The 25,985-nt window shown below is 69.1% G+C and carries 27 protein-coding genes and 5 pseudogenes; 9 read left to right on the forward strand and 23 right to left on the reverse strand.

The window, feature by feature from the left end; genetic code table 11:
• Positions 1 to 51: 51 nt before the first annotated feature.
• From FB563_RS31115 to FB563_RS31130, 4 genes and pseudogenes are all read right to left on the reverse strand, one after another.
• Positions 52 to 912 carry a DUF427 domain-containing protein gene (locus tag FB563_RS31115; protein WP_055705091.1) on the reverse strand — a complete coding sequence of 287 codons (861 nt, stop codon included), beginning with the start codon at positions 910 to 912 and terminating at the stop codon, positions 52 to 54.
• Between the two features lie 249 nt (positions 913 to 1,161).
• Positions 1,162 to 1,575: pseudogene (locus FB563_RS45275) on the reverse strand (ATP-binding protein); the annotation flags it as partial.
• A complete protein-coding gene (locus FB563_RS31125) occupies positions 1,472 to 2,341 on the reverse strand; it encodes an alpha/beta fold hydrolase (protein WP_055705090.1) in 870 nt (289 codons plus the stop codon). The gene FB563_RS31125 and the pseudogene FB563_RS45275, both read right to left, overlap by 104 nt.
• A 565-nt stretch (positions 2,342 to 2,906) precedes the next feature.
• Complete coding sequence (locus FB563_RS31130) at positions 2,907 to 3,158, reverse strand: hypothetical protein (protein WP_055705089.1); 252 nt, start codon at positions 3,156 to 3,158, stop codon at positions 2,907 to 2,909.
• Between the two features lie 148 nt (positions 3,159 to 3,306).
• Here FB563_RS31130 and FB563_RS31135 point away from each other — a divergent pair, with 148 nt between their 5' ends.
• Complete coding sequence (locus FB563_RS31135) at positions 3,307 to 3,822, forward strand: CGNR zinc finger domain-containing protein (protein ID WP_055705088.1); 516 nt, start codon at positions 3,307 to 3,309, stop codon at positions 3,820 to 3,822.
• A gap of 82 nt (positions 3,823 to 3,904) precedes the next feature.
• On the opposite strand, the gene FB563_RS43590 is transcribed toward FB563_RS31135, so the two are convergent.
• The 3 genes and pseudogenes from FB563_RS43590 to FB563_RS31145 form a co-directional block, all read right to left on the reverse strand.
• A complete protein-coding gene (locus FB563_RS43590) occupies positions 3,905 to 4,132 on the reverse strand; it encodes a hypothetical protein (protein WP_199832755.1) in 228 nt (75 codons plus the stop codon).
• Between the two features lie 187 nt (positions 4,133 to 4,319).
• Positions 4,320 to 4,595, reverse strand: a pseudogene (locus tag FB563_RS44315) (TMEM175 family protein); the annotation flags it as partial.
• Positions 4,596 to 4,755: 160 nt separating this feature from the next.
• Positions 4,756 to 5,046 (reverse strand): VOC family protein, encoded by a 291-nt coding sequence (locus FB563_RS31145; protein WP_199832754.1) that lies wholly within the window; start codon positions 5,044 to 5,046, stop codon positions 4,756 to 4,758.
• 230 nt (positions 5,047 to 5,276) lie between these two features.
• Here FB563_RS31145 and FB563_RS31150 point away from each other — a divergent pair, with 230 nt between their 5' ends.
• A complete protein-coding gene (locus FB563_RS31150) occupies positions 5,277 to 7,043 on the forward strand; it encodes an MOSC and FAD-binding oxidoreductase domain-containing protein (RefSeq protein WP_055705087.1) in 1,767 nt (588 codons plus the stop codon).
• A gap of 299 nt (positions 7,044 to 7,342) precedes the next feature.
• Here FB563_RS31150 and FB563_RS31155 read toward each other — a convergent pair whose 3' ends face one another.
• The 3 genes and pseudogenes from FB563_RS31155 to FB563_RS31170 all read right to left on the reverse strand — a co-directional run bounded on the left by FB563_RS31155 (position 7,343) and on the right by FB563_RS31170 (position 9,256).
• Positions 7,343 to 7,894 carry a PP2C family protein-serine/threonine phosphatase gene (locus FB563_RS31155; RefSeq protein ID WP_234357639.1) on the reverse strand — a complete coding sequence of 184 codons (552 nt, stop codon included), beginning with the start codon at positions 7,892 to 7,894 and terminating at the stop codon, positions 7,343 to 7,345.
• A gap of 263 nt (positions 7,895 to 8,157) precedes the next feature.
• A pseudogene (locus FB563_RS44320) lies at positions 8,158 to 8,256 on the reverse strand (NADP-dependent oxidoreductase); the annotation flags it as partial.
• Positions 8,257 to 8,914: 658 nt separating this feature from the next.
• On the reverse strand, positions 8,915 to 9,256 hold the full coding sequence (locus FB563_RS31170; RefSeq protein ID WP_055705085.1) for an ANTAR domain-containing protein: 342 nt from the start codon (positions 9,254 to 9,256) through the stop codon (positions 8,915 to 8,917).
• 133 nt (positions 9,257 to 9,389) lie between these two features.
• Between FB563_RS31170 and FB563_RS31175 the strand changes: the two genes are divergently transcribed.
• Positions 9,390 to 10,343: a helix-turn-helix transcriptional regulator gene (locus FB563_RS31175; protein ID WP_055705084.1), complete on the forward strand. Its 954-nt coding sequence runs from the start codon at positions 9,390 to 9,392 to the stop codon at positions 10,341 to 10,343.
• Positions 10,344 to 10,560: 217 nt separating this feature from the next.
• Here the strand turns inward: FB563_RS31175 and FB563_RS45575 are convergent, their stop codons facing one another.
• Positions 10,561 to 10,785 (reverse strand): sugar nucleotide-binding protein, encoded by a 225-nt coding sequence (locus tag FB563_RS45575; protein ID WP_411573169.1) that lies wholly within the window; start codon positions 10,783 to 10,785, stop codon positions 10,561 to 10,563.
• A gap of 73 nt (positions 10,786 to 10,858) precedes the next feature.
• On the opposite strand from FB563_RS45575, the gene FB563_RS31185 reads away from it, so the two are divergent.
• Positions 10,859 to 11,467: a dihydrofolate reductase family protein gene (locus FB563_RS31185; RefSeq protein WP_055705082.1), complete on the forward strand. Its 609-nt coding sequence runs from the start codon at positions 10,859 to 10,861 to the stop codon at positions 11,465 to 11,467.
• An 817-nt stretch (positions 11,468 to 12,284) separates the two neighbouring features.
• Here FB563_RS31185 and FB563_RS31195 read toward each other — a convergent pair.
• The 9 genes and pseudogenes from FB563_RS31195 to FB563_RS45715 form a co-directional block, all read right to left on the reverse strand.
• Positions 12,285 to 12,804 (reverse strand): annotated as a pseudogene (locus FB563_RS31195) (FAD-dependent monooxygenase family protein); the annotation flags it as partial.
• An 81-nt stretch (positions 12,805 to 12,885) separates the two neighbouring features.
• The gene (locus FB563_RS31200; RefSeq protein WP_055705081.1) at positions 12,886 to 13,980 is read right to left on the reverse strand and encodes an acyltransferase family protein; all 1,095 of its coding nucleotides are present in this window, start codon (positions 13,978 to 13,980) and stop codon (positions 12,886 to 12,888) included.
• A gap of 75 nt (positions 13,981 to 14,055) precedes the next feature.
• The gene (locus FB563_RS31205; RefSeq protein WP_055705080.1) at positions 14,056 to 14,859 is read right to left on the reverse strand and encodes a class I SAM-dependent methyltransferase; all 804 of its coding nucleotides are present in this window, start codon (positions 14,857 to 14,859) and stop codon (positions 14,056 to 14,058) included.
• A gap of 93 nt (positions 14,860 to 14,952) precedes the next feature.
• Positions 14,953 to 15,909: a transporter gene (locus FB563_RS31210; RefSeq protein WP_055705079.1), complete on the reverse strand. Its 957-nt coding sequence runs from the start codon at positions 15,907 to 15,909 to the stop codon at positions 14,953 to 14,955.
• Positions 15,906 to 16,817, reverse strand: a complete 912-nt coding sequence (locus FB563_RS31215; RefSeq protein ID WP_055705078.1) for an ABC transporter ATP-binding protein — start codon at positions 16,815 to 16,817, stop codon at positions 15,906 to 15,908. The genes FB563_RS31210 and FB563_RS31215 overlap by 4 nt, the downstream gene beginning before the upstream one ends.
• Positions 16,814 to 17,245, reverse strand: a complete 432-nt coding sequence (locus tag FB563_RS31220) for a GntR family transcriptional regulator (RefSeq protein WP_055705077.1) — start codon at positions 17,243 to 17,245, stop codon at positions 16,814 to 16,816. The genes FB563_RS31215 and FB563_RS31220 overlap by 4 nt, the downstream gene beginning before the upstream one ends.
• Positions 17,246 to 18,018: 773 nt before the next feature.
• On the reverse strand, positions 18,019 to 19,353 hold the full coding sequence (locus tag FB563_RS31225; protein ID WP_055705076.1) for a S28 family serine protease: 1,335 nt from the start codon (positions 19,351 to 19,353) through the stop codon (positions 18,019 to 18,021).
• Positions 19,354 to 19,701: 348 nt separating this feature from the next.
• Complete coding sequence (locus FB563_RS31230) at positions 19,702 to 19,872, reverse strand: hypothetical protein (protein WP_030338097.1); 171 nt, start codon at positions 19,870 to 19,872, stop codon at positions 19,702 to 19,704.
• A 129-nt stretch (positions 19,873 to 20,001) separates the two neighbouring features.
• Positions 20,002 to 20,253, reverse strand: coding sequence for a hypothetical protein (locus FB563_RS45715; protein WP_055705075.1), 252 nt, complete (start codon positions 20,251 to 20,253; stop codon positions 20,002 to 20,004).
• Positions 20,254 to 20,777: 524 nt separating this feature from the next.
• On the opposite strand from FB563_RS45715, the gene FB563_RS31240 reads away from it, so the two are divergent.
• Positions 20,778 to 20,951: a CsbD family protein gene (locus FB563_RS31240; protein WP_079048639.1), complete on the forward strand. Its 174-nt coding sequence runs from the start codon at positions 20,778 to 20,780 to the stop codon at positions 20,949 to 20,951.
• Positions 20,952 to 20,964: 13 nt separating this feature from the next.
• Here the strand turns inward: FB563_RS31240 and FB563_RS44335 are convergent.
• Positions 20,965 to 21,258, reverse strand: a pseudogene (locus tag FB563_RS44335) (isorenieratene synthase); the annotation flags it as partial.
• Between the two features lie 146 nt (positions 21,259 to 21,404).
• Positions 21,405 to 22,043 carry a DUF2071 domain-containing protein gene (locus FB563_RS31250; RefSeq protein WP_341874444.1) on the reverse strand — a complete coding sequence of 213 codons (639 nt, stop codon included), beginning with the start codon at positions 22,041 to 22,043 and terminating at the stop codon, positions 21,405 to 21,407.
• A gap of 704 nt (positions 22,044 to 22,747) precedes the next feature.
• On the opposite strand from FB563_RS31250, the gene FB563_RS31255 reads away from it, so the two are divergent.
• The 4 genes from FB563_RS31255 to FB563_RS31270 all read left to right on the forward strand — a co-directional run bounded on the left by FB563_RS31255 (position 22,748) and on the right by FB563_RS31270 (position 24,954).
• On the forward strand, positions 22,748 to 23,284 hold the full coding sequence (locus tag FB563_RS31255; RefSeq protein WP_055705074.1) for a cysteine hydrolase family protein: 537 nt from the start codon (positions 22,748 to 22,750) through the stop codon (positions 23,282 to 23,284).
• 154 nt (positions 23,285 to 23,438) lie between these two features.
• Positions 23,439 to 24,236 carry a restriction endonuclease gene (locus FB563_RS31260; RefSeq protein WP_055705073.1) on the forward strand — a complete coding sequence of 266 codons (798 nt, stop codon included), beginning with the start codon at positions 23,439 to 23,441 and terminating at the stop codon, positions 24,234 to 24,236.
• Between the two features lie 135 nt (positions 24,237 to 24,371).
• A complete protein-coding gene (locus FB563_RS31265) occupies positions 24,372 to 24,584 on the forward strand; it encodes a helix-turn-helix domain-containing protein (protein WP_055705107.1) in 213 nt (70 codons plus the stop codon).
• A gap of 124 nt (positions 24,585 to 24,708) precedes the next feature.
• Positions 24,709 to 24,954 carry a DUF5133 domain-containing protein gene (locus FB563_RS31270; RefSeq protein WP_055705072.1) on the forward strand — a complete coding sequence of 82 codons (246 nt, stop codon included), beginning with the start codon at positions 24,709 to 24,711 and terminating at the stop codon, positions 24,952 to 24,954.
• 664 nt (positions 24,955 to 25,618) lie between these two features.
• Here FB563_RS31270 and FB563_RS45285 read toward each other — a convergent pair.
• Entirely contained in the window at positions 25,619 to 25,855 is a 237-nt protein-coding gene (locus FB563_RS45285; RefSeq protein ID WP_055705070.1) for a hypothetical protein, read from the reverse strand.
• Between the last annotated feature and the right edge of the window lie 130 nt (positions 25,856 to 25,985).

Raw genomic sequence — 25,985 nt, forward strand, 5'->3', positions numbered from 1 at the left:
ACGGTTCCAGTTCGGCGATGGTGCCCGTGTTCGGAACTGTTCCGGCACGCGTCAGTGGGCCTTGACCTCGTCGACGTCCAGGCCGCGGTCGACACCGTGTGAGATCACGTTCTGCCCGGGTTCAGGCCGCAGAAGTGTGCCGTCCAGATAGACCTCGACCTTGTCCGCTTCGAACGAGACCAGATCGTTGATCTTGTCGACCTCTCGGTAGGCGTTGCGGTACGACCAGGCGGCGCGGCGCGCCTCACCGATGTCGTAGTAGTCACACAGGCCCTTGTAGGGACAGAAGGTCTGGCCTTCGACCGGACGGAGTCGGGACTCGTCGATGTCGGCGCGCGGGACGTACCAGCGCGGGGCGAAACCGGACTCGAAGAGCACGACGGCGTACTCCGAGCGGGCAATCACGGTGTCGCCGAGGCGGACTTCCAGGGTGCGGGATGTGTTGCGGATGTCGATGCGGTGGTACGGATCCGCGGCGTGTCCCAGGATGCGTTCGTCCTCCTCGTAGAAGGCGTCCATGGCCCGCCGGGCGAAGGCGATGCGGCCCTGGAGTACGGAGGCGTGACCGGGCAGCGCGGTGAATTCCCAGGCGGCGCGTTCGGTGGTGCGGTCGCCGGCCTGCACCGCGTACCAGACAGTGTCGCCCAGGTCCTTGTGGTGGGTGACCTTCTCGCCGGCGACCAAGGCCTGCGCGTCGACGTCTTCGCGGGGGAAGTAGGCGACGGGATAGCGGCCCGGTTCGTGGAGCAGGATCACGTTCTCGCTGTCGGCGATCCAGGCACCGTTGAATTGTACGCGCATGCGGCGACGCAGCCGCTCGGCGAACAGGAGGCGCTCGGGAAGGGGTTCGAGGGTGAGGAAGTGTCCGATGGCGCCTGATGAGAGGGGGCCTTGCTGCCAGGACAGTCCCATGGCGGGATTCCTTCCGGGTGCGGGGTGCGCGGGTGGCCGCACCCCGGGTGGGGTGGCTCCTTCTTGACGGTCAGGGTGCGCATGAGCAGCGGGACGTTCGGGCCTCGGGCCGGCGGAAGCACGTCCAAACGGCGTTGCCCTTGCCGCCGCTGAGTGCCTGGACTCCCCAGTCGTCGCACAGCTCTTGGGCATTCCTCGCCCGGCTTCCGCGCTCAGCGAGGCGGGCGGGATGCGCACGCGGGAGCGGCGCGCGCTGTCGTGGACTTCGACGTGGAGGCAGTCCGGGTGCCGGATGAGACGGACCATGGAGGCATGGCCGTTCGGGCTTCCGTGCCGGACGGCGTTGCCGGCCAGTTCCGAGACACAGGTCCGGATGTCGTCGCCGCGTCGGCATCCGCCCCAGCTGTCGAGCGCCTGCATCGCGAAGTCGCGGGCCGCACCCGCGGTCTGCGGGGTGGCGCTGAAGGTGTGTTGGGCGAGGTGTCGCATGGCAGGTCCTTTGCCGGCTGCGGCGGCAGGGGTGGATGTATGGTCCGCAGCCGCCCCGACGCCCTGTGCGTCAGGCGACGACGCGGGCGAGGAAGTCGTGGATGTGCTCGGTGATGGTCTCGAGGTGGCTTTCCAGGGCGAAGTGCCCGGACTCGAGGAGATGGATCTCGGCATCGGGCAGATCCTGGCGGAACGCCTCCGCGCCCGCGGGGCCGAAGATCGCGTCGTTGGCTCCCCATACCGCCAGCAGCGGGACCTGGGAGTCGCGGAAGTACTGGTGGACCTGCGGGTAGAGGTCCACGTTGGTGGGGTAGTCACGGAACAGCTTCAGCTGGATCTCGTCGTTGCCGGGCCGGTCCAGCAGCGCCTGGTCGTGGACCCAGTTGTCGGGGCTGACCAGGCTGGGGTCGGCGACACCGTTCACGTACTGCCAGCGTGTGACTTCCGGAGTCAGGGCGCCCCGCATGGGAGCCTCGGTGTCCGGCCCCGGAGCCTTGGCGTAGGCGAACACGCCGTCCCAGAAGGGCTTGACGAAGCCCTCTTCGTAGGCGTTGCCGTTCTGGGTGATGATCGCGGTGATGCGGTGGGGTGCCTGGAGGGCGAGTCGCCAGCCGATGGGGGCGCCGTAGTCCTGCACGTACATCGCGAACCGGTCGATGCCCAGGTGCTGGAGCAGGCCGGAGGTGACCTCGGTGAGGGCGTCGAAGGTGTACGGGAAGTCCTGCAGGGTGGGCATCGCGGACTGGCCGAAGCCGATGTGGTCGGGAGCGATCACGTGGTAGCGGTCGGCCAGCGCCGGGATCAGATGGCGGAACATGTGCGAGCTGGTCGGAAAGCCGTGCAGAAGCACTACTACGGGTGCCGTCGGGTCGCCGGCCTCCCGGTAGAAGACCTCAAGACCGTCGGCGGTTGCGGTGCGGTGGTGGACTGCGGAAGCCATGTATCTAACCTCTCTGAAAAGCTTTAGTGGTTATGTGTCCAGTCGAGCAAACTCGGCCTAACCTGTCAAGCATCATTTAGTGGTTAGATTGCGATAGTGGTCGATGTGCCACCCTGCCCGGCGGCGGAACGTGGGCCTGCCTCAAGCCTCCGCCCGTGAACGGGCACCAGCCAGCTCACCGTCGGCCCCGGTCCCGCTCAGGCGGTAGGCGTATGCCCGTCTGGCTCCTGGTTCACCCGCGGCGCGGCAGCCCGGCTCTGTGGACGGTCGTGGCCGACCGGCTTGAACTGCCCGAGCCCCGGCTTGGCGGCCACGCGCGCTGCGTCCGGCGGCTCGCGCGGCCCGGACCGGTGAGCCCACGCGGCGCACGGGCCCGATAGCGCCGGACGGCGAGGCACAGGACGCAGAACTGTTCCGTGGGTACGGTCCGGAGTGGGCGTGCTTGACCCCTCTGCGTGCCGCGTGGAGGGCCTGCGTGAGCGTGGCGAGGTCGTGGGCACCGTGGCGCCGCTGTCCGTGGCGACGGCGTTCCCGCAGCTCACCCGGATCGAGTTCGCTGCGCGCCTCACACCGCCTGGTAGGTGGCAGGGAACGCATTGGACCAGATCAAGGCGGCCAAGAGCGCGGCCACCAGAGTCGCCGCTCTGCCCGCCTCACCGGCCAGCAGGCCCTTGAGGCGCTCGGCGACACGCATCCCACGGATCGCCGAGACGCGGTCGTCAGATACGGCGGCCACCTTGTCGGCGGCCGCCACCAGACGCACCCCTTCGTGCTGCTGCATCTGGGGGGCATCGGCGATGCCTTGGCACGCGATCACGGCCCTGTCTCTTCTGTCGCGACTGCTGACCGTCCGGCTGGTGTAGCGCCCGACCGAAACGAGCTCTAACCGATTAAATCTATTTCTCTGGTTACGTTGAGTGGAGTCGTGTAACCCGTCAAATGGTCCAATTCGGTTAGGAGGTGCGATGGTGATCGACCGAGAACAGCAAGAGGTGCTGCTGGAGCGCCTCAACAGCACGCCGTTGGTCAATGGTGTCGGCCAGGACCAGCTGGCAGATCCCGAAGCGGCCAGGTCCTGGCAGCAGGTCCACGGCGGCAGCGGCACCGTGGACGAACTCCGCAGTCTCGTGCGGGCGCGCGACGCCCTCCAGGATGTGGCGCGCGGCAACCGGCCCGCCACGTCGATGGCCCCGCTCCTGAAAGGGGTCGTCTCCCGCCCGCACGTCTCGTCTGCGGGGGTGTCGTGGGAGCTTGACGTTCCTGCGGAGCACCGGTTGGCGGTAGAAGCGATCTTGGCGTGGAACGGCGTACAGCAGACGATGCCCGGCCGCCTGCGGCCGTGCGCCAACCCGGACTGTCGGCGGTTCCTCATCGACCGCAGCAAGGCCAACAAGGCCCGCTGGTGTTCGATGGCCGAATGCGGCAACGGTATGAAGGCAAGACGCCACCACCAGCGCGCCCGCGACGCCGCAGCCGAGTAACGCCTCCGGCAGTCGTCTCGGCGCCGGTGAACAATCGGGTTAACCCACACCGGAAAGCAACGACGGACGTGGCCATCGGCCGTCACGTCCGATGGCCACGGTGGCGCCGACGCCTGACCTCGGTGATCTCGCCCGCCATGGGAAGCCAGTAGTAGAGGTTGAAGGCGGCGATCACGGCCACGCCGAGTAGGGGAAGCAGGGCCCCGAGCAGCGTTCCGGTAGCGAGCCAGCCAAGGGCGAGCCGGAAGCGACGGCTGATGGCTGCCACGCCGGCCGAATCGATGGTGTCGGTGAGCAGCCGACGATTCACGGCGGACGCAGCCCCAAGTGATGTTGAACAAGATCGCCAGGAGTTCGAAGGCGGCACCTTGGAGGACAACAGCAATGCGCTGCCCGTGTCCGTCGCGGAACGCCTGAGCCGGCACGGAAGCGGCGAATGGCAGGAACGCGACGTCCATCAGCAGCACGGTGTTCAGGAAGAGCACCACGCGGTCGACACTGCGGATGTCGTCGAACATGATGTGGTGGTTGGCCCACACCTGGCCGATCAGCATGAACGTAAGGACGTACGCCAGGTAGGACGGCCAGAGCGGGGCCAGGCCGTGCATCAGGTCGCGCGCGTCATGCGGCGGGCGGATCTCCAGCACAAGCAGCGTGATGGCGATGGCGATGACGCCGTCGCTGAAGGCGACCACCCGGGCAGGATCGCGCTCCACGCCGAACGACGTCGCTCCTCCTCCCGGTCCATCTGGTCCATGAACAGGCTCTCTCATTGCCCCAACCTCCGGCACCGGACGCTCCCACCTGCGCACTTGAGGACCGTTGTCCTAGCGCTGCAGGAACCAAAGAGCCCCAGCCGCCGCCGTCGACTCGAAGCCGCAATCGCATCTGCCGATCACTCTGCGCCATCCTGGTCAAGGCGGTGGCTTCACCTCACGAGCGACGAAAACCGCGCTCCTGCAGGGTCCATGCGTTGCCGTCGGGGTCGGAGAACTTGGCGAAGCTCGCGTAGTCGCGGCGCTCCGGGTCAACGCCGGGCTCGAAGCCGCCCTGCCACGCGTCGAGAGGTGCCTTGTGCCTGATCTCCCCGACATCGACGCCGCGCTCCACGAGCTCGGCCCGCGCCGCTTCGAGATCAGGGACCACCAAGTACAGGCCCTGCACCGAGCCAGGCTCGGCGTCGATGAGACCGACTCCGCTCCATGTGATCAGTTGCGTGCGCACGGGGCAGTGCCACCGCCTCGTAAGCATGCAGGCCACGAATGATCCGCCCATAAAGAGTAAATAGGCACAACGTCCGCACTGCCCTCCGTGCGAAGAATCCCAGCGAATACACCAGGATTCGTGATCACGGAATCGCGGCGGCATTGGCACAGGAACTAGGATCGGCCCCAGCGCGCAGATCACAGCACCATGAGCGACTGCCCCGGCCGACCACCTGCAGGAGGTCCGCAATGGCGACGCTGCTATCCGTCAACGTAGGACTGCCCAAGGACGTCTCCTGGCAAGGAAGGACCGTCCACACCGGGGCGTGGAAGGCCCCTGTCCAGGGCTGCCGCATGGTCCGGCGGCTGAACGTCGACGGAGACGGTCAAGGTGACCTGGCCGGGCACGGCGGCGAAATGCGAGCCGTTCTCGTCTACCAGCTGCAGTCCTACCAGTACTGGCAAAAACAGCTCGGTCGCGACGACCTGACCTTCGGGATCTTCGGGGAGAACTTCACAGTCGACGGCCTGCCCGACGACGAAGTATGCATCGGTGACCGGTACCGCATCGGCGAAGCGGAATTCGAAGTCACCCAGCCCCGCGTCACCTGCTACCGCGTCGGCATGCGCCTGGGCGAACCCACCATGGCCTCCCTCCTGGTCGCCCACCACCGCCCAGGTTTCTACCTGCGCGTGATCACCGAGGGACATGTGCAGGCCGGCGACGAGATCACTCTCATCCGCAAGGGCCCGGAAGAACTCAGCGTCGCCGACACCGACGCACTGCTCTACCTGCCCAAACGCGACCCCGCGAAGCTGCGCAAAGCACTGAACATCCCCGCCCTCAGCCCCGGATGGCAGCAATCCTTCAACGATCTCGCCGCCGCCCAGCAGCCCAAACAAGAGCCGGGATGGCCGGGCGAACGCGCCAGCAACCAGCAGCCCAAGGAGGAACCGACGGGATGGCCGGGCTTCAAGACCATGCGCGTCGCCCGCATCGCCCCCGAGACCCCCACCGTCTCTTCGATCTACCTCGAGACCACCGACGGCACACCCCTACCCGAGGCCCGCCCGGGCCAGTACCTCTCCCTCCGCCTCGCCGTCGACGATCCCGCCCCCGCAGTTCGCAGCTACTCCCTGTCCTCCGCCCCCACAGCCGGCACCTACCGCATCAGCGTCAAACACGAGCCTCACGGGAAAGTCAGCAGCTACATTCATGCCACGCTGCGTCCCGGGGACCTCGTGGACATCGCCAGCCCCCGTGGAACGTTCGTACTCCACGAAGCCACCCGCCCGATCGCCCTCATCTCCGCCGGGATCGGTGCCACCCCTGTGCTCGCCATGCTTCACCAACTCGCCGCCACAAGAGACCCACGCCCCGTCTGGTGGATCCACGTCGCCCATGACCGCGCTCACCACGCCTTCGCTGACGAGACACACGCGCTCCTGGCCCAACTCCCGCACGCTCACGAGCACATCTACTACACCGCCGAAGCCACACCACACCGCGACGAGCCCTACATCACGCAAAGGCGTCCGACTGCCCCGTCACTCACGGCCATGGGCATCCCCACCAGCGCCGACGCCTACCTCTGCGGACCACCCGCCTTCATGGAAGACCTCGGCAGCTTCCTGCGCGATCACGGCCTGCCCCCGGAACGGATCCATACGGAGCAATTCAGCGCCCTGCCAGCCATCAACCCGGGCGTCACACCCACGGTCGCCGTGCGGCCGCACCAACCACCCGGTCCCGCGGGCACCGGACCGCTCATCACCTTCGCACGCAGCGGCATCACCACTCCCTGGTCACCCTCGCACGCCTCGCTCCTCGATCTCGCCGAAGCCTGCGACATCCCCACCCGCTGGTCCTGCCGCACCGGCGTCTGCCACACCTGCATCACCCACCTCGTGGCGGGCGACATCACCTACACCACCCCACCCCTCGAACTCCCCGAAGCCGGCACCATCCTCGTCTGCTGCAGCCAACCCACCACCGAAGTCGTCCTCGACCTATAGCCGACCCTCAACTGCCCGGGCTGCCAGCCGCTGCTCCGCGCGGTGCCCTTTGAAACGTCCCGCACCTCGTCTGCTTGCCCGAGAGACCGAGCCTGCGGTCGCCCTACGCGCGAACGCAAGAGCGGCGCCACGGCCAGGCGGACTCAGGTAGGCGCGCACCGTGTCCTTGCCGCCGGCATGAACGGGCCGTGATCGCCAAGGCCCCCTCGCGCGGGCGCCGGTTGCGGCAGCCACCGATCGTGACCGACGGTCTGTACTGACGACGCTCCGGCCGGCCGAGCAGAGCTTCTCGGCTCCCGTCAGGCGGGCGCCGGTACCCGGCCCCGCTGTACGACCATCATGGCCATGTCGTCGTTGAGCAGCCCGCCCGCGTACGCCCGAACGTCGGCGGTGATCTCCCGCAGGAGCGGCCCTGGGACACGTTCGGCCCACCTCAGTACGCGTTCGGCGAGCAGGTAGAAGGTCCCCTCGCTGTCGCGCGTCTCGATGACGCCGTCGGTGTAGAGCAGGATCCTGTCCCCGTCCTGGAAGGGGAAGGTCGCCGCCGTGTACACGGTCTCCGAGATGGCGCCGAGGCCGAGTGGTGGGGCGGGATGGGCCACATGGAGAGCGGTGGCGGTCTCGGCCGCACGGCACAGCAGCAGGGGCGGCGGATGCCCGCAGCTGATCATGTGGACCACGGGTTCGTCGTCCGGGATGTCGAGCACCACGGCGGTCACGAAGCGTTCGGCGGCGTCGGGGTCGGATTCCCAGAACTCCGCGAGGCCCCAGGAGACCGCGTCCTCCACGTAGGCGACCAGTTCCGTCAGCGGGAGCTGAGGGTGGGCCGCCGCACGGAAAGCGCCCAGCACGATCGCTGTGTCGCTCGTCGGGCGGGAAGTCGACGATCGCCGAGGTGAACGTCTTGCCCTTCACGTTCGGCAGGGCCTGCTGGAGCAGCGGCTTGAGGGTTTGCGGGTGTCGATGACATGGCCGCGGGCGATGCCGCGGCCGCGGTTGTCGCCTTGGCGTGGGATGGCTGGTCCGAGGTCGAACATGCCGTGGCCGCAGCCAGCGCGGCGACGGCCAGGTTGCCGGCGGCGATTGGCATTCTGATCACGATGGGTCTCCTGATTCAGTCTTCCGTGACGCGGATGATCGTCTTACCCGGGGCGCGCTTGCCGGGGGCGAATGCGGAGGGTGCTTCGGCGAGTGGCCGCACATCGCCGACGAGGCAGTGACCAAGTTCGCCTGTTCCGGTTCACACAACTCGTTCCGCATGAGGACAAGCCACGGCTCGCATCCGACAGGTCGTGTGCGTTCTGCCTCGCCCGAACGGTCTCGACACCCCCCTGCCTCCCGCCGGCGGCCGTCACAGTCCGGGGGCAGCGGCATCGAGACGGCTTCGCGCCTGCCCTCGGTTGTCCACAGAGGCACCGGCGCGGTCGCGACGTGGTCGCGGGCCCAGACGGCGCTGCCGTCAGAGCAGGGCATGGCGGTGGCGGAGATCGCCGAGGTGACGTTCACCAGCGCGGGCCGGGCTCGCTTTACCCGGATGCTCGTCCCAGATCTGACGTTGATCCCGCGCTGTCCTGAGCGGATTGCTCTACATCCGCTCAGGGGCTGTCGGCAAACAGATCCCTGCTTCCAGCTGCATGGATCCCTGTTGTGGTACAGGGCCACCGGAGATGGACGAGGCAAACCTGGCTGCGAAGTTCCAGGCGCTGTGAACGCGTCTGGACGAGCTCGGCATCGGCTGGCCATCGGGGCAGGGGTTCGGTGCTGCCTGTGCTGCCCCCGCCGCCCAACGCGCATGCGGAGCGCGCCCCGTCCGCACGGGCCGCGCCCTCCGTGTTGCACTCGGCGCGCGGCCGGGCCCCGCCCCTGCCTCCTCAGCGCACCGGGCGGCCGCACATGGCGTCGTTCTCTCCGGTGGCGGCGGAGTCGCGGGCACGGGCCACCGCCGCGGACAGGGCCCGGCGCACACCGGCGGGCAACTGCCCGCCGGACGGCCAGTGCACCAGGTAACGCGCCACCTCTCGGAGTTTGATGTTCGTGTGCTGGGAGACCTCCCTGAGCACGTCCCAGCCCTGCTCGGGCCGGAGCCCGCCGACGGAGATGACCACGCCGATGGCCTGGTCGATCACGGCGTGCGAAACCACGGCTGTGCGCAGCTGGGTCACCTCCTCCTGAAGCGCCGCCAGCTCGTCCGTCCTCTCGTCGCCTTCGATCATGCCGCTCACCCTCGACGCGACGCCCCCGCCTGCGCCAGCCACCAAGCGAACGACTTCGCAAGCATCCGGACGAAAAACGAAAATCACCTGGTCATCGCGACATGCTCGGCTGATTCGGGGGGAAGCGCGAGACATGGACACACTCACCTTCGACAGCACGGACCTGGAGGTCACGGAGGACTTCCTCAGTCGCGCCTACGCCCGGATGCGGATCGGCAGCAGCACCCCCGAAGCCGGCCGGGCCCTGATCCGGCGCACCGCCATCGCCCCGGTGAGTGTCGACGAACTCGCCCTCGACTTCGAGATGAGCTACTCGGTCACGCCGCTCGGGCGGATCTGCCTGTGCGTCGTGCACGAGGGAACCGTCCGGGACCATCGCTTCCAGGGCGCCGAGGACACCTTCGGGCCGGGTGACGTAGTGCTGTTCGCCCCGCCCGACCTGCCGTACTCCGGGCGCATCTGCCACGCCCGTTACAACATCACGATGCTGGACCCGGCGCTGCTGGCCGAGGTGGCCGCCGGCCCCGACGATGCACGGCCGGTACGGCTGACCGGGCACCGGCCGCGCTCGGCGGCCGCGGCCGGTCACCTGAGCCGTACCATCGCCCACCTGCGGGATTCGGTGCTGGCCGACCCCGAGACCGCCGACCAGCCACTCATCGCCGCGACCGCCGCGCAGTACCTGGCGGCGAGTGTCCTGAACGCCTTCCCGAACACGGCCCTGCCCGAACCGACCGCGGCCGACCGCCACGACGCGCATCCCGCAATGCTGCGCCGCGCGCTCGCCTACATCGACGACAACGCCGACCAGCCGATCACCGTCGCCGACATCGCCGCCGCGGCCCATGTGACCGTGCGCGCCCTGCAGTACGCCTTCCGGCGGCACCTGGACACCACCCCGCTGGCCCACCTGCGCCGGGTGCGGCTCGCCCACGCCCACCAGGACCTGGCGGCCGCCACACCGGACAACGGGGAGAGCGTCACAGCCATCGCCGCCCGCTGGGGCTTCCACCACCCGGGACGCTTCGCCGCCCTCTACCGCGACACCTACCAGCGCACCCCCCACACCACCCTGACCGGCGGCTGAGCGCGGGCGTGCTCCCGAAACGGCGGCGGGCACCGTTCCCGGACGCGACACCGGTCACGGGTCGGACGTCGTCCGTGAACAGCCCCCTCCCACGCGCCCGGTACAAGGTCGTGTACTGGCCGTACATGAACAACACGCCGGTGGCCGATGATCAGGGAAGTACGGGCGATGACGGCTTCCGGGTGGACGAGCCGTACGCCGGTCTCGGCTGCTGGCTTCACCCGCCGTACGGGGTCGCCGGATCAGGCAGGCGGGACTCGTCGTAGTGGATGTCTATGCCGGAGAACACCGCGTCACTCGACACATTAACCAGCCGACAGCTTTGCCGGACAGCGGCCAGCGCGAGCCGGACGGGTCCCTCCGCCGTCACTGCCCGGTCGGATGGGCCGCTGGTTGCGTTGACGATGACGCGCGGCGCCACGTTTGCCAGGACGGTTTCCACAAGCCGTGGCGGAGGTTCCGCCGATGAGTTTCCGGTGATTGGGCGGTCTACCCGTCGTCGAAGGGAGCGCACCATGCGCAAGATCATCGTTTGCACGTTCCTGACGCTGGACGGCGTCATGCAGGCACCGGGTGGTCGGAACGAGGACGCTGAGAGCGGCTTCGAGCACGGCGGCTGGCAGAAGCCGGTGACCGACGACGAGGTCGGCACGGCCATCGCCGGTTGGTACGAGCACTCCGACGCGATGCTGCTCGGCCGCAAGACGTACGAGATCTTCGCGTCGTACTGGCCGACCGCCGATCCCGACAACCCATTCACCGATCGGATGAACAGCATGCACAAGTACGTGGCGTCACGGACCCTGACGTCCGTCGAGTGGCAGAACTCCACGCTGCTGAAGGGCGACATCGTCGATGCCGTACGCGAGCTGAAAGTGTCCAACGGCGGCGATATCAACGTCGTGGGCAGTGGCGGCCTCGCCCAGACCCTTATGCAGCACGGCCTCGTCGACGAGTACCGGCTGACCATCCATCCGGTGATCATCGGCACCGGCAAGCGGCTGTTCGCCGACGGAGCGATTCCCACTGCACTGGAGCCGGTCAGCGTCTCGAGGACGAAGGGCGGCACCATCGTCGGCGTCTACCGGCCGAACGGTAAACCCAGCTACGACAGCTACAGCTAGGTGCGGGCTCTCGGCAGAGCGAGGACAGCGGCCGCGTACGCACGGGATCGGTCCCAGACTGCGAAGTAGTCGGTGTGCAGCTGGTCGAACTCCTCTTGCCGGCCGGGCTGGACACGCATGCCGCTGCCGCGGCCAAGGAGAAGGTTGGCGCGGCGGCTCACCTCTGGGCTCAGACCACGGATTGGCGGCAGCGATTGCCCTGCGAAGGTTGTGCCGTCGGGGATGTACGCCTCGTAGACCAGCACGCTTGGGGTGGCCAACGCGGCTGGCCTGCAGCAGACGCGCCTGTTCGGCGACTTCCTGCACCAGCGGGTCGTCGGGGCCGCAGCGATCTGGAGCTCCGGTCCGCTCGATGGGATCGCTCGCCACATGCCGGCGTAGGCGGCGGCCGGTGTTGTCGCGGCTGGTGCCTTCGTGGCCGGCGCGCCAGGAGTCGTGGCCGCAGCGGTGCCACGGAAGGTGGCGGTTGAGCCCGCGCTGCAGCCGGTGGCGAGCACCGCGACGCAGGTGAGCGTGGTGGCCAGGAATACTCGCCGGAGCGTGAGTGGAGATGACATCGCGGTTGCCCTTCTGTTGCGCACAGCGGCTCATTGGCCGTGTGACACTCGGGACGCCGCACGGCGGCCCGGACGGTGCAGCGCCCAATGGATCGTCGACGCCCGCCGCTTCTCCACCCGCGGGGACATGGACGCCGAGACCGCATTCAGCAGCTGGACAAGCTGGGCATGGCCCTCCGGCCTCCGCTGCCGCCTCAAGCAAAGTGGCCAGCGACAAACACTGTGACCGCGCCCAGACCAAAGCAGATGAACGACCAGTGCACATGGGCGGCGTCGCCGAACAGGGTCACCGTCGGGTTGTGGTCCCCAGGTGTGCCGGACAGGGAGGGCGAGGATCGGGCGGTGGATATAGGGGCCGTCGTTTTCGGTGATCATCTGACGCATGCGGGGCGACCAGTGGGCGTACTCGTCGCGTAGCACGGCGCGGATGCCATCGGTGTCCTCGGCGGTCAGCCCCTTGGCGCTGATCCAGTCGACCGGAACGCGTTGGATGATGTAGACGCGGATGTGTTTTCCGCTGTTGTGCTGGGCGAACAGGCTGTGTGCGCCATCAGCTGCGTGGGCGCTGCCCAAGCCGACCAGCTCGGCAATCGCGGGGTGTCGGTTAACCAGATCGGTCTCGTTGCTCGTGCCGTCGGCGAAGTGCAATTGCCGCGGCCCATCTGCGGGTCCGCTGATCGTGTCGGGGGAGCGGCCCCAGCGCGCAGTTCCCGTCTTCAGGGAGTCGAGCAGCAGGTTGCGCAGCCGTCCGCGGTCGATTTCCGGCTTGAAGAGTTCGTCGGCCCGGCGATATGCAGGCGAGAGGGTCTCGTACGCGTGATGAGGGGCATGCGAGATCCTTCTTCGAATCGAGTTCCGGGGTTACCGCGTGCGGGCGGGAGTCGGCCTCGTGGCGGGTTCCTGAAACCGCATGTCGAGCGTCAGGCGATGCCTCAGCAGACGTCCGAGCCGACGCTCCACCGTTGTGTGGATGAGCAGGGACAGCCCCAGCACGCAGCCGACGGACACGGCCATCGAAGGCACCAGTCCTAGCCTCGGAAAAGCCCGGATCAAGCCTTTCGCCAAGGGAATTCCGATGCTCTGGTGGACGAGGTAGAAGGGGTACGTGAGTCCCCCCGCGGTGACCAGCCAACGCCATCGAAGCCTCGCCAGCGGTCCCCCGACACCGGCCAGCGCCAGCAGCCCGAGACAGAGCGTGAGAACGGCCGCGCACACGGCCCAGGAGGGCCGGCTCTCGCCGGGGGGTACCGCGGCATGGTCGGCCACCCGGAGTTCGAGCACGGTGAGTTCGTAGGACCAGGCGAAACCCAGCAGCAGCCACAGCAGGAAGCTCTGGCCGAACCTCTGCATGAGGTGGAGGACGATCCCGGCGACGAAGAGGCCGGTGTATCGGGGCAGAACGAATTCGTCGAGCAGGGGAGACCGGAGTTCGAGGGCGACGACACCGGCCACGAGCCAGGCCCCGCAGAAGGCCACCGCCCGCCGATGCGACAGCCCGAAGACGAGCAGCACGGCCATCAGCAGGTAGAAACGGGCCTCCACCCAGAGCGTCCAGCTGACTCCGTCGACCAGTTCCAGTCCCAGTGGTCCCGGAGCCATCGTCAGGTTTCCCAGGACGGTACGGGGGTCGATACGGGTGGCGGCCGGCCAGTGGCCCACCCGTGAGACAAGGACGAGGGCGACGACGAGGAGTACGGCGCACCAGTAGGCCGGAAAGAGCCGTGCGATGCGGGATACGGCGAACTGGGCGGGAGTCCGTCCCCAGCAGCTCATGCAGATGACGAAGCCGCTGATGGCGAAGAAGAACTCGACGCCGAGCCAGCCGTAGCGGCTGATCTCGTGCACGAACGGCACGAACTCTCGGAGTTCGGTCCGTCCCCAGAAGTGCGGGGTGGGTGTGCCGAGGAAGTGGTACGCGGCCACCATGACCGCTGCCACCAGGCGAAGCCCGTCCATCGCAGCCAGGCGCGCCGGCCTGCCCCGCGGTCCGGGAGTGTCTCTGTCGAACGACATGTCGCAACCAGGGCCACTTCAGACGGTGGGGAGGGGCGAGCGGCTGACACGTATCTTCGACTGGCCGTGCGGGCGCTTCTCCCAGTCCTCCATGAACCGCGCGTGCAGACCGTGGCGCCGCGCCAGGCCCAGGAGCGTCTCGGTGCGGTAGTAGAAGTCCTCGCGCAGCACCTGGTGTTCGGTGCCCTCGGTGCGGTCGAAGGTGAAGTCGAAGAACCCGGTGTCGGTCAGCACGCGGCCGACGTGCTCCAGGCACTGGTCGATGACCTCCAGCGGCGAGTGGGAGAAGACGCTGTGCGCGTGGACGACGTCGAAGTGGTCGTCGGGCAGGAAGTCCAAGGTGAGGTCGCCGGTGATGGTCAGATGCGGCAGCTTGTCCTGGAGATGGCGCTCGATCAGGGTCTTCTTGGCGGCCATCAGGATGTCGGGCGATATGTCGATGCCGTAGTAGTTGCCGGTGTCGAGGTGGCTGATGAAGCGCCAGCCGCCGCGCAGGTTGCCGCAGCCGATGTCGAGCATGCGGTGGTCGGGGCGCAGCCCGTGTTCGATGAGGTAGTCGAACTGCATCTGCCCGAGCGCCAGCCAGCGGTCGTGGGTCTGGCTTCCGACCGCGGCTTGCGGGTTGCGGCGGGTGTCCGAGGCCATCACGGCGCGGTAGTAGCCGACGTGGTCGGGGTGCTTGAGGCGCAGCCACGCGTCCCGGCCGGCCCGACGCAGGTACGGGATGACACGGCCGGGATGGCGCAGGGCGTAACCGGTCTTGTGGGTGAAGGCGGCGCGGTTGTTGCGCAGCTTCTCCGGCGACTTGGCGTCGGCGGGCATGGCGAAGCGACCTCCGTGCGAAAGGGGATCCCAGTGAGGGATGAAGAAGGAGAAGGGGGGTGAAGGCGATGTGTCGCGATGCGGTGGCCGCGGTCAGACGCGGCGGCGCAGGAGCAGCACGGTGACGACCGTGAGCAGAGCGGCCAGGCCGCCGAAAACGGCGGTGTCGGTCCACTGGAAGGTCCAGTAGTCGCCGGCCGGGTTGGCCTCGTAGAACCGGGCGACGTACCCGTGCACCGCCATGCACTCCTTGAGCTGGGCGCTCGACGGGAAGGGGCAGTTCAGCACGTCGTCGTGGCGGCCGGTGGTGGTGATCAGGCCGTAGGTGCCGGTCGACCACTTCTCGCCCATCGGCGGTTTGGGGATGCTGCCGGCGCTGACGTAGGTGTGCGGCGGGACCAGCAGCCGGGCCCGGTGCGTCCACTCCAGCAGTAGGGTCATCACCCCCGTCACCAGCAGGGTCAGGACCATCGCCGCCAGCACCCGGCGGGCCAGCAGGCCGAGCAGGGTCCCGGCCGCCAGGCCGAACAGGGCGGCCGCCACAACGCGGGGGCCCGAGCCGCTCAGGGCCATGGTGTCGTACCAGAACAGGCCGTAGCTCCGGTCGGCGGCCGGTTGCCACCACCAGGCGAACACTCCCGCGAGCAGACCGGAGAGGACGATCGTGGTCGCCGCGGCCAGGGCGAACCGGGAGGCGAACCACTGACCGCGGCTCACGCCCTGGGCGAGGATCATGTGGTGTGTGCCCAGTTCCCGGTCGCGGCCCAGGAGCGGGGCACCCCAGAAGACGCCGATGACGACGGGCAGGGCGATGTTCAGCGCCCCGAGGTACTTCAGCGGCTCGACGTCCAGCAGCAGGGGCAAACCGGTGTCGGACCGTGTGCAGTACAGCGGCCCGGTGGCACAGTGGTCGAACAGTCCGCTGTGCAGGGCGTCCAGCATGCCCGAGCGGTAGTACGCGGCGATCGCCGCAGCGACGACCAGGGCGGCCGCGCCGATGCCGGCCGACAAGCGCTGCTGGCGCCATGCGAGCCAGAGAGAGCCCTTCACGCCGCCGCCTCCGTCCTCTCGGCAGGGGCCTGGTGCCCCAGGTCACCGGCCTTGAGGTAGCCGATCAGGATGTCCTCCAGTCTGGGCCGTTCGACGTGCCAGTCGCCCCGCAGCGGTCCGCGCTGCCGTATCAGGGCGGTCAGCTGCCTGCCGCGGGTGCGTCTCCGCACGACGGTGTGCTCTCCGGCAAGGGTGTCGGCCTGGCCGGCGGGTCCGGTCAGCACGGCATGGCTCCCACGCAGTACCTCAACGTCATCGCTCAGCTCGACTCGGCCGTCCCGCAGTACCAGCACCCAGTCGCAGGTCTCCTCGAGTTCGGGCAGGACATGCGAGGACAGCACGATGCTCATGCCGCGCTCCACGGCCTCGGCCATCAGCTGCGCCATGATCTCGCCTCGTGCCACGGGGTCCAGATCGGCCAACGGCTCGTCGAGCAGCAGGAATTCGGGTCGCTTGCCCAGCGCCAGGGCGAGCGCGACGCGAGTGCGCCGCCCAGGGGACAGCTCGCCGACGCGCGCATGGAGCGGGATGTCGCCCTCACGGACGATCCGCTCGGCGGTGGTCCGGTCCCACGAGGAGTTCAGCTTCTCCCCCATCAGCAGGGTGTCCGCCACGGTGAAACGCGGATAGAGCGGCTTGTCCTGGGTGAGCAGAGCGACGCGGGCGCGGGCCTGCGACGTGCCGGGTACGACGCCCAGCACACGCAGCTGCCCAGAGGCAGGCCGCAGCAGGCCGCCGGCCAGGTGCAGCAGTGTGCTCTTGCCGGCACCGTTACGTCCGACGAGTGCGGTGATACGACCACCAGGCACGGCGAACCCGCAATCCCGCAGCGCCCAGTCACCCCGCCTCCGGTACCGAAATCCCAGTCCCGTGGCGCACAGCGCAGCCGACGCTTCAGGCCCGCTCATGCGTCCTCCTTCTTTCGTTCCCAGTCGCCTGGGGTTGTGCTGTCGTTCTCGTTGTCGTAGGCGTCCAGGGCAGCTGTGACCAGAGCGAGGACATCTGCCCGCTCCAGCCCCGTGGCCCGCGCGCGAGCCACCCAGTCGGCGACCTCCCGGCGCAGCGGAGAGTCGTTCTCCGCCCCAGGCCGGGCCAGCGACCGCGTCACGAAGGTCCCGAGGCCACGGCGCAGTTCGACCAGACCGGCCTGCTCCATGTCGCGGTAGGCCCGCAGCACCGTGTTGGGGTTGATGGCGGTCGCCGCCACCACCTCCCTGGCCGTGGGCAACTTGTCCCCGACCTGCAAGGTGCCCATCCGAAGCGCCCGTTCGGTCTGCTCGACGATCTGCACGTAGGCCGGTACGCCGCTGCCACGGTCGATCCGGTAGTCGATCACGTCGCCTTCCTCGGCTCCACCACACTTGTATTAATGAATTAACGGAAGCATGGTGCACCTCCGGCGGCGATGTCAAACCCGATGGGAGAACAACCGGACGAGTCATTCCGGCGGAAGGCCACGCCCCACACGAGCGGGGCCAGTGGACGCTCGACCACGTCGCTGCCCGCCGGCCCTACGAGTGCAAGGGCCACTTGCGGGTTGCATGGATCCGGAACCGGCAGAGCAGAGCCGCCGTCTGTCGCCCGATCGGGTGGAGCGGCTGTCGCGCTCCGGATGCGCTGGTCGTAGCGCACAGGCACGGCAGTGGGCCGGGCAGACTTCCTGCCCGGCCCACTGCCGTTCGGTCTCAGCGGCGGGTGGTCTCCATGTGCAGGAGGTCTCCCATGGGCCCTTCCGTGCCGTCCGGGTTCTACCGGGGCCGTGGTGAACCCCGGCGTGGGCCCTCGCTTGCCCGGCAGGACCCTGTCGAACGCGGCGTGCTGCTCCGGATGCCCGATGACAACCTGCTCGCAGCTGTCCGCGAGGGCCTTGTTGCGCCGAGCTGAATGTTGCCCCGGAGATCACCAAGCTCGACCTGTCCGTCCTGGTGATCCGCGGCGCCCACGACACCTCCGCGCCACTGGACCTCACTGGCCGCCGCACGGCCGCGCCGGCCCCCGACGCCACACTGAAGGTCGACGAGGGCGCAGGCCACGGGCTGTCCGCCACCCACGCCGGGCAGCTCACGACCGACCCGCGGGACTTTGCCGCGACCGGCTGAGCCGCCGCGGTCACCGGCGGGCGGCCCAGCGGGTGATCATGCCGACGGCGCGGGCGCGGTCGGCGGAGGAGAGGTCGGCGATGGAGACGTGGTGGTTGGCGCCCGGAGCCCACAGCACACGGCTGTCTCGGGCTCCCGGCGGGAAAGGCTCGGCGACCGCGGGATCCTGCGTGCCGTTGACGAACAGCAGCCGGCTCCCGCAGCGGCGGACCCATCGGTCGACGTCGGGCATGGCCCCGGAGTCGAAACGCATCGGGATGTCCCGGGGGACGAAGGTGCGCGCCTCGATGCTGTCGGGGTACCTCAGCAGGCCGGCCAGATGGGCCGTGGGGACGCCGAGGTAACCGAGCTGCGTGCCGATCTGGTACCAGTACGGCACGTAGTGCAGCGCGACCCGGTCAGCGTAGAGGGCGAGCCCGGCGGTGGCGTCCAGCCAGGTGTACAGCGCGTCGTCGGAAGAGTCCGGGCCGGGGATCGCCGCACGTTCGGCGGCGCTGCCGCCGTTTTGCCAAAACATCAGCGGGGCCCGCAGCACGGCGATCTCCAGCGCCTTGTCCGCGCTGCCGACGATGCCGAAGCCGTCACCGATGCCGGCCGCCCACGCTTCGTAGCGGGCGACCATCTGCGGACGGCGTTGCAGCAGCCGGCGCTGGACCGCCCGCAGCGCCTCCCGGTCGGCGGCGCTGCCGACGCTGTCCAGGAAGCGCAGGTAGGCCGAGTCGTCGCGGTCGTCGACGTTGTCCGGGGCGGAGTAGGCGATGGTGCCGTCGACGTCGTGCGGGTAGAAGCGGCGGTGGTAGACGCTGGCCATACCGCCCTTGCTGCCGCCGGTGGAGATCCACGCGGCCCGGTACAGCCGGCGAAGGAGGCGGACCACGCGGTGGTGATCGTCGGCGGCCTGGCGGATCGTCAGGTGGGTGTAGTCGGGTTGCGCGGGACGCGAGGTGCCGAAGCAGCGGTGCTCGACGAGGAGCTGGTTACCGCCGAGCAGCTCGGCCGGTTCGGTGCGGTGCGGGGTGAGCGGGGCCTCGTAGCCGGTCGTGGCGAGGATCATGGGGCGGTCCAGACCGGTGTGCAGCAGGGTGAGGCGCTGCTCGAACGTGCCGGCCGCGGGATCGGTGTGGTCGACGGGCTGGCGCAGGCCGAGCACGAAGAACCGGTAGCCGGGCTCCGCGCCGGGCCGCTCCTCGACGACCCGCAGCCCCGGTAGGGCGGACAGGGCCCGCACGATGTCGTCGTCCTCCGCAGCATGCGGCACCGCCGCATGCGCCGGCAGGGCCGCGGCGGCGCTCAGCCCGGTGGCCGTGGCGGCGAGCAGCACGCGTCGTCTGGTCCGAGTGCGCACGGTGTGTCCTCCCCGTTGCCGTTTTCCTGCCTGCAGTACAGCGGCTGGGGAGGGGGACCGGATCCCCTGTGCGCGGGGCCCGTCTCCCCCGGGCGGGGGAGCCGGACCGGCGCGTGACGGCTAGCGCTGGGACCGCGTAGATCGTCGGGTTCAGGCTGAAGTTTCGAGAGGGCGTCCGCCCCAGCGGATGCCCTTCTCGCTTCGGACGCCACCCCCCGGTGCGTGCCGATCAGCCCGGCCCGTTCCAGCCCCCAGGACGTCCTCCGCGCGAGTGATGCCCGGCCGTGTCCGGTCAGGTCCCACTCGTCCTTCGCGTGTGGCGCGCTCCTCGCGCCGGATGCCTTTCGTCTACCAGCGGTACCAGCGGCCCTTGCGGCCTGTACCGTCCGCGGAACGGACGACGAAGCCCAGCAGCCACACGATGAGCACGATCACCGCGATCCACCACAGCGCCTTCAGGGCGAAGCCCGCGCCGAAGAGGATCAGAGCCAGCAGAAGAACCAGAAGCAGGGGAACCATTGTCATCAACCTCCTGGCCACCAGATGCCCTTACTTCAGTCCTACAAGCACACAAAATGTGAGTTACTTCAATGAAGTGAGGGGCATATGCATTCGGCGCGCCATGCATGGTCCCCCTCGCCTCGCCTCTCACGCACCGCAGCGACCGACCATTCGCGCCGACGCGCGGCGCGTCGCACCGGCGGTGCGGACGCCCGCGAAGCGGGCCAGGATGTGCGGTTGGCCGAAGTCGCCGAGGCCCCAGTCAGCCTTGCCGCCCATGTCCAGCCGGAACCCTGCACCGAAGATGTGCCCGAACAGCACCCCGCCGGTCACCAGCCCGCTGGCGATGTGGACGGTGAAGAACACCAGGGTCACCGCCGCCGAGACCATCCGGAGCATGGGGGTACGGCCCTCGAACGGTTCCTCCAGGCAGGCCGAAAGGCTCACGGCGTTCTCGGCACGCTCGGTGCAGGTACGCGTACGCGGGCTCGGCGCACGAACAGCCGGTTGCCGCAGGTGCCCAGCGCCAGACCGACCGCGATCCGGCCGGCCCCGACACGGCGGGGAGCCTGCGGCCGCCCACGGCGAAGTCGGCGAAGGTGTGAGTGAGGCTGTAGCCCAGATGCCTGTTCCGATCATGACGGCCAGCCGTAGGACCTGCTGCCCACATTTGCAGTTTTCGACCGTCATCGGCCGTCAGGCCCGTTCGTGGCCGCACTCGCGGGCAGCCAGACGAGGGGCAGCGTCACGTCGTCGATGCTGGCCGGCGGCAGCGGCTGGGTCGTCTGCCGGAAGGGGGGCTTGGCGGTACTGGCGTTCCCCGTTGCGCGGATCGGACCCGTTTGTCAGGGGCGGTGCGGGGCACACGGGAGTCACCGCAAAACACGGACAGTGCGTTGAGCACGGCGGGAGGCGCGTCTGCCATGTCGGCTGGTGAAAAGGCCAAGGCCAAGGCCGAGCAGGCCAAGGGAAAGCTGAAGAGGGCCACGGGACGAGCAGCTGTGGACGACCCGATGGTCGCCGAAGGCCAGGCGGAGAAGTCCAAAGGCGATGCACGCCAGGCCAAGGAGAAGATCAAGGACATGTTCAAGCGCTGAGTTCTGGCGCCGCTCATGAGTGCTGGGCCTTCACCCCCGACCGCGGGGATGGAGGCCCTTTTCCTTCTGCAAAGTCGAGTACACCGTGTCCTCGGACGGCAGGCGTCCGCTCGCGTGCGGCCAGAGCCCCCAGGAGCGCGCTGCGCCCGCGGTCCGGCACCGTCCAGAGTGTCTGCCCCCTCACTCCCCAGCCCTCCAGCAGGGCCTTGGTCGCGAGGAAGCCGCTCATGGTCGCCCGTTTCATGACGGCCACGGTCAGGCCTGCGCGGATCAGGTCGCCGGCTACGACCAGCCAGGGGTGCCGAGTGCGTGCGCACCGGGTTCATCGCCGGGGATCCGCCGGAGCAGACCCGCGCAGGGGCCCGTTTTCAGGCAGCCGCCGCTGCAGGTGGGCAGGGCAGTGAGGCTCCGAGCCGTACATGCCTGACTCCTTCTGCGAAGTGCACGACCGGCTCACAGGAGGGGACCGGAAGGCCCCCCGAGCCGGTGAGCGTCTGCTCCAGCGCCTCCAGGCGGGCGCCGGCCAGCGGCGACGGTGCGTGTTACACGCGCGTCTCCCAGAGCAGGCCGAGCCGGCGCGTGTACGCCCGCCGGCGCGAGGTCAGCCAAACGTCCCGCTCCGTCGGCCGGTCGATGGGCAGACCTGGGCGCACGACGAGACGCTAGGAGGCTCCCCCCGGCCCATCTCCGCCCGGAGTGGACGAGGGTCTTCTCCCGCCTGGTGACGTCGAGGGCGCCGGGGTGAGAGGGCGTGCCGATTCCTGGCGCCGTCGGCATCGGCGGGCAGGCGACCTCGAGGGAGAAGAACCACAGCCCGTCCCGGCCGCTGGGGTGCCGCACGTGGGTCCTCAGGCTGATCTTCAGGAACGTGGGCAGCCCGGCCGGTACGCCGGGCGGGCGTACGTCCGCCCTCACGAACGGCGTGAGCCCGACCCAGACCACGCCCTCGTGCTCGTCCACGACCAGAGGCTCGGGCACCAGAGCCTGGACTGCCTGCACGGGAACGACCCGTGGACGAACGTCTGCGCCAGCCAGCCTGCACGCAGCGCCGACAGCCACACCCTGTGCTCCGCACCGTAGGCCACCACGCACCGCGAGTCCCCCCGCCCGGCCAGGGGAACGCGCGCCACCCCGCGCCGGCGCCGCGCCCGGCCCGGCCTCTCCCCCGACGACGTCCCCCGCTGGTCATGAGCGCCGCGCCTACGGAGGCCCGGGCGCAGGCCGGGTCGGGCCAGGACTCCGGCGGACGCTGGATTCCCCGGGCCGTCGGCGTCTGCGTCCGCTGGTGCACCTCCCGGCCCGCAGCCAAGAAGGCTACGCCCGCACGGCCGGACGCCCGCCGCAAGTGGGAGCGGGCCGGCCGGCGCCGATCGCCGCTGCCTGAACTCGGCCACGGTTCACGGGATCGGTCTCTGCCGGTGCGCCCCACCACTCGGTGAGCAGGACGGTTGCGTCGTCGTCGAGTCCCTGGTCCGCGAGCGGCCCGGCGCGATCTTGTCGAGCTCGTCGGGCTCTCCACCACACCGTATTGGAGGAGCATCGCGGCGAGGCGGAGTACAGCCTGGCGACCGGTCTCACGGACACGGGTCCCGCGCCCTTCCTGCGGCCTTGGGGTCCTGCGCACCATCAGCTCCACCGAACCGCCGCGACCGCAGCCGGCACCGGCACCCGGGACCCGGGAGAGTTACTGTTGCGAATGCGCCTCCAAGAGACGCAGGGAGAGTGGTTACTCCGCCATGTGATCCGGAAACGGAGGCTGTGGTCGCCCGACTCAACCTGGACGGAAACCTCATCTCATGAGCAAGGTCGCTCTGATCATCATCGACATGATCAACACGTACGACCACGAGGACGCCGAACTGCTGCTCCCCTCGGCCGAGTCGGTCGTGCCGGTCGTATCCGACCTTGCGGAGCGCGCACGGCGCCGTTCCGTCCCGGTCATCTATGTCAACGACAATTGGGGCGAGTGGCGCTCCCATCACGGTGAGCTGCTCAACCGTGCTCTCGCGGGGCCGCACGCTCATCTCGTGGAACCGCTGCGGCCCGATGCGGACTCCCTGTTCGTTCTCAAGACCCGCCACTCGATGTTCTTCGACACCCCGCTTCAGTACCTGCTGCGGCAGCAGGGCATCGAGCAGCTGGTGCTCTGCGGACAGGTCACCGAACAGTGCGTTCTCTATTCAGCCCTGGACGCCCACATCCGGCATTTCCAGGTGACCGTCCCCGAGGACGCTGTCGCGCACATCCATGAGGACCTCGCTCGGGCGGCACTGCGGATGATGGAGCGGAACATGGGCGCGCGCGTGTGCAGGAGCCAGGACCTCTGGATGTGACAGGCCTCTGCGGTGCGAGCCGCATACGGAGGCCGGAAGTGAGCTTCCCGCGAAGGGTCGTACGGCACAGCGCCGCCACTCGCGGCTGCGGATTCCTCGATCCTGGGCATGCGTAGATCACTGATCTTGACTCGCTGCCCGGGAGGAAATCCGCATGGTCACACCGACGCGCCCTGTTCGCCGCGTCCGTGGAGAACGGCGGTTCGATCTGCGCGCCACCGCTCTCTTCTTCGCGCTCCTGGCGATCGTCTTCTGCGTCCTGGCGTTCTTGGTGCGCACAGCGGCCGGCATCGTCGAGCGTCGTCCGCTGTGGGCCGTGATCCTGACCCTGCTCAGCGTCGCGGGCGTTCTGACGTCCCGGCCCAGGTGGCGCAAGGCGTCCGTCACGCACTGCGCCGGCCGGGCTGCCCGAGCGCTGGAGGAGGCAGCCGAGATGGCGTCCGACGACCTGCGCGACACGGCGGTGGTGGATGCCGACCGGCCGGCGGCGCAGTTCGGCGGACCGGCAGAACACGTCGGTGCAGCAGAGTCGTCAGCCGCTGACGGCTGCCTGGCCGACTACGCCGGCCTCGATCCGGACGCCTTCGAGCGAGCCATAGCCGACCTGTGCACCGGATACGGCTGCCGGGATGTGGAAGTGGTGGGAGGCGCGGGCGATTTGGGAGCGGACGTCGTGGCGGTCACGCCGGACGGACGGCGCCTGGTCATCCAGTGCAAACAGTACGGCGACACCCACAAAGTCGGCTCACAGGACGTCCAGCGCTTCGGGGGTACCTGTTTCACCATTCACAAGGCCGATGTCGCAGTGCTCGTCACGACGAGCGAGTTCACGGAACCCGCAAGGGAGTACGCGCGGCAGTGCGGAATCGTCTGCGTGGACGGTCCCGGCCTCGTGGCGTGGTGCCGCGGCACCGGCCCGAACCCGTGGCAGCAGACCGGCATCGAGTCCTGAGCCGGCCTCGGCCGACGATGCTGTGGTGACGTGCTGCCCCAACAGTCAGCGGACCGCGGACACATGGAAGGCGGCGACCTGGGCACCAGTGATCACACTCCGACTTCTGGAGAGGAGATCTTCGTGCACAAGGACATGCGCAAGGGAAAGTGGATCACCGGTGGCGCACGCGAGAAGCTCGCGGAAGTCTTCGCCCGGGAGTACAAGGAGGGGCGATCGATCCGGGCGATAGCCGAGGCACACGACCGGTCCTACGGCTTCGTGCATCGTGTGCTCACCGAAGCGGACGTACCGCTCAGGACCCGCGGGGGCGATGTGCGCACGGGCACCGCCCGGCAGACGCGATGACGGCCTGCGCGGCTGCGCGGCCTCGTCGGGCCACTGCGGCAGGCAAGTCCATACGGTGGCCTCGCGGGGGCAGACGAGAATCGCCGGGCCCGGTAAGACGGGCCGCCTCTCAAGCAGGGTCGCTGTGCTGTTGCCTGCAGAGAGGGAACTGCGTGCCGTGCCGGCCCGCTTCGCCGAGGCCCGCTTCCGCCTTGGCCTGCAGCCCACCGGACAGTCGAGCCGGGACCTGGAGGACACCTCCCGCAGGCTGTGCGCCATGACCGGCACCCAGTCGGTGGACCAGGCCCCTGCCGCCGCCGACGCCCTCCTGGAGGAGCTGCGCGGGGGCTGCCAGAGGGTCGGAAAAGCCGACCGCACACTGGCGGCCTGACGGGCAGGCGTCCGGAGGCACCGCGCTGTCGAGGGGTGCGTGGCACGAACAACCGCACCCCCGCACGCGCGACGGCGGGGGCCTTCCGCGACTCGGCAGCGGCCGGACCTTGCGGAACAGCGTCGACCGGGACGGACCCTGGCCTCGCCTCGGCTGCCGCTCGTCACCGAGCGACCGTTGAGCACGATGTTGCCCTGGATGTGCCCGCGGGCGGCGCGCTTTCCTGCGCTGCAGGGGCGCGTCTGCGTGCCGGCACCGTCCTGGCCCCCGGCGGCACCCTGCTCCTCTGCACCGACGGCCTCGCCGAAGCCTGCACCGGCAAGTACCGTACCGACCGCTACAGGGACGACGGTCTGCTCGCCTTCGCCGCCCACCACGCCGGCCAACCACCCTTGCGTACTGGCGTACCGGCCGGCTTACCGAGGCCGAACACCGGTGCACACCGGCGGATGCCGTCAGCCGCCGCCCCGGACGGGATATGACCGACACCGACTGGGGCACCGGCTTCACCGGCTCCCTGATGGTCCACCTCAACGGCAAGGCCATTACGGAACGGCCATCCCCTGCACCGAGTACCGGCCGCTGATCAAGTGCGGCACCGAGGTGGAGGCGGAAGCGTGCTCCATGCTCGTGCTCCGCGCTCACCAGGACGGCTGACCTCAGCTCACTGGACGCACGGCCGCCGCTCGCGCGGGAGCGAGCAGTTGCAGTGATCCGTGCGCGCCGGCCCAGTCGCTGATCCGTACCGGATGGCCGACGACGTGCCAAGTGGTGACGGCTGCACGACGATGTCGGCGGCCAGGTGCGCGCCCACCAGGGCCACCGCGACGCCGATGGCCTCGCGGAAGCCCGTGAGGAAGGCGGCGCCGAGCGCGCCGACGAGGGTCAGGGTGATCGGCACATGCGCACGTCAACCGCCACCACCGGTGTTCCTCCTGCGCGGAGTGCGGGGCGCGGTGCGGGAACGGGTGCCGGGCCGTGTGCTCGCCCAAACCCTCCAAGAGCAGGGCCTGCCATCGTGCCCCTCCGTG

The organism is Streptomyces puniciscabiei (genome assembly GCF_006715785.1).
Lineage (GTDB): Bacteria > Actinomycetota > Actinomycetes > Streptomycetales > Streptomycetaceae > Streptomyces > Streptomyces puniciscabiei.

Excerpts from the sequence above, each read along its gene's own strand:
- FB563_RS31170 (WP_055705085.1), bottom strand. The coding sequence starts at position 9,256 with ATGATCGAAGGCGACGAGAGGACGGACGAGCTGGCGGCGCTTCAGGAG.
- FB563_RS31205 (WP_055705080.1), bottom strand. The coding sequence starts at position 14,859 with ATGCCCGCCGACGCCAAGTCGCCGGAGAAGCTGCGCAACAACCGCGCC.
- FB563_RS31115 (WP_055705091.1), bottom strand. The coding sequence starts at position 912 with ATGGGACTGTCCTGGCAGCAAGGCCCCCTCTCATCAGGCGCCATCGGA.
- FB563_RS31255 (WP_055705074.1), top strand. The coding sequence starts at position 22,748 with ATGAGCAAGGTCGCTCTGATCATCATCGACATGATCAACACGTACGAC.
- FB563_RS31215 (WP_055705078.1), bottom strand. The coding sequence starts at position 16,817 with ATGAGCGGGCCTGAAGCGTCGGCTGCGCTGTGCGCCACGGGACTGGGA.
- FB563_RS31200 (WP_055705081.1), bottom strand. The coding sequence starts at position 13,980 with ATGGACGGGCTTCGCCTGGTGGCAGCGGTCATGGTGGCCGCGTACCAC.
- FB563_RS31265 (WP_055705107.1), top strand. The coding sequence starts at position 24,372 with ATGCGCAAGGGAAAGTGGATCACCGGTGGCGCACGCGAGAAGCTCGCG.
- FB563_RS31260 (WP_055705073.1), top strand. The coding sequence starts at position 23,439 with ATGGTCACACCGACGCGCCCTGTTCGCCGCGTCCGTGGAGAACGGCGG.
- FB563_RS31125 (WP_055705090.1), bottom strand. The coding sequence starts at position 2,341 with ATGGCTTCCGCAGTCCACCACCGCACCGCAACCGCCGACGGTCTTGAG.
- FB563_RS31230 (WP_030338097.1), bottom strand. The coding sequence starts at position 19,872 with ATGGTTCCCCTGCTTCTGGTTCTTCTGCTGGCTCTGATCCTCTTCGGC.
- FB563_RS31135 (WP_055705088.1), top strand. The coding sequence starts at position 3,307 with ATGGTGATCGACCGAGAACAGCAAGAGGTGCTGCTGGAGCGCCTCAAC.
- FB563_RS45715 (WP_055705075.1), bottom strand. The coding sequence starts at position 20,253 with ATGCTCCGGATGGTCTCGGCGGCGGTGACCCTGGTGTTCTTCACCGTC.
- FB563_RS31185 (WP_055705082.1), top strand. The coding sequence starts at position 10,859 with ATGCGCAAGATCATCGTTTGCACGTTCCTGACGCTGGACGGCGTCATG.
- FB563_RS31175 (WP_055705084.1), top strand. The coding sequence starts at position 9,390 with ATGGACACACTCACCTTCGACAGCACGGACCTGGAGGTCACGGAGGAC.
- FB563_RS31240 (WP_079048639.1), top strand. The coding sequence starts at position 20,778 with ATGTCGGCTGGTGAAAAGGCCAAGGCCAAGGCCGAGCAGGCCAAGGGA.
- FB563_RS31150 (WP_055705087.1), top strand. The coding sequence starts at position 5,277 with ATGGCGACGCTGCTATCCGTCAACGTAGGACTGCCCAAGGACGTCTCC.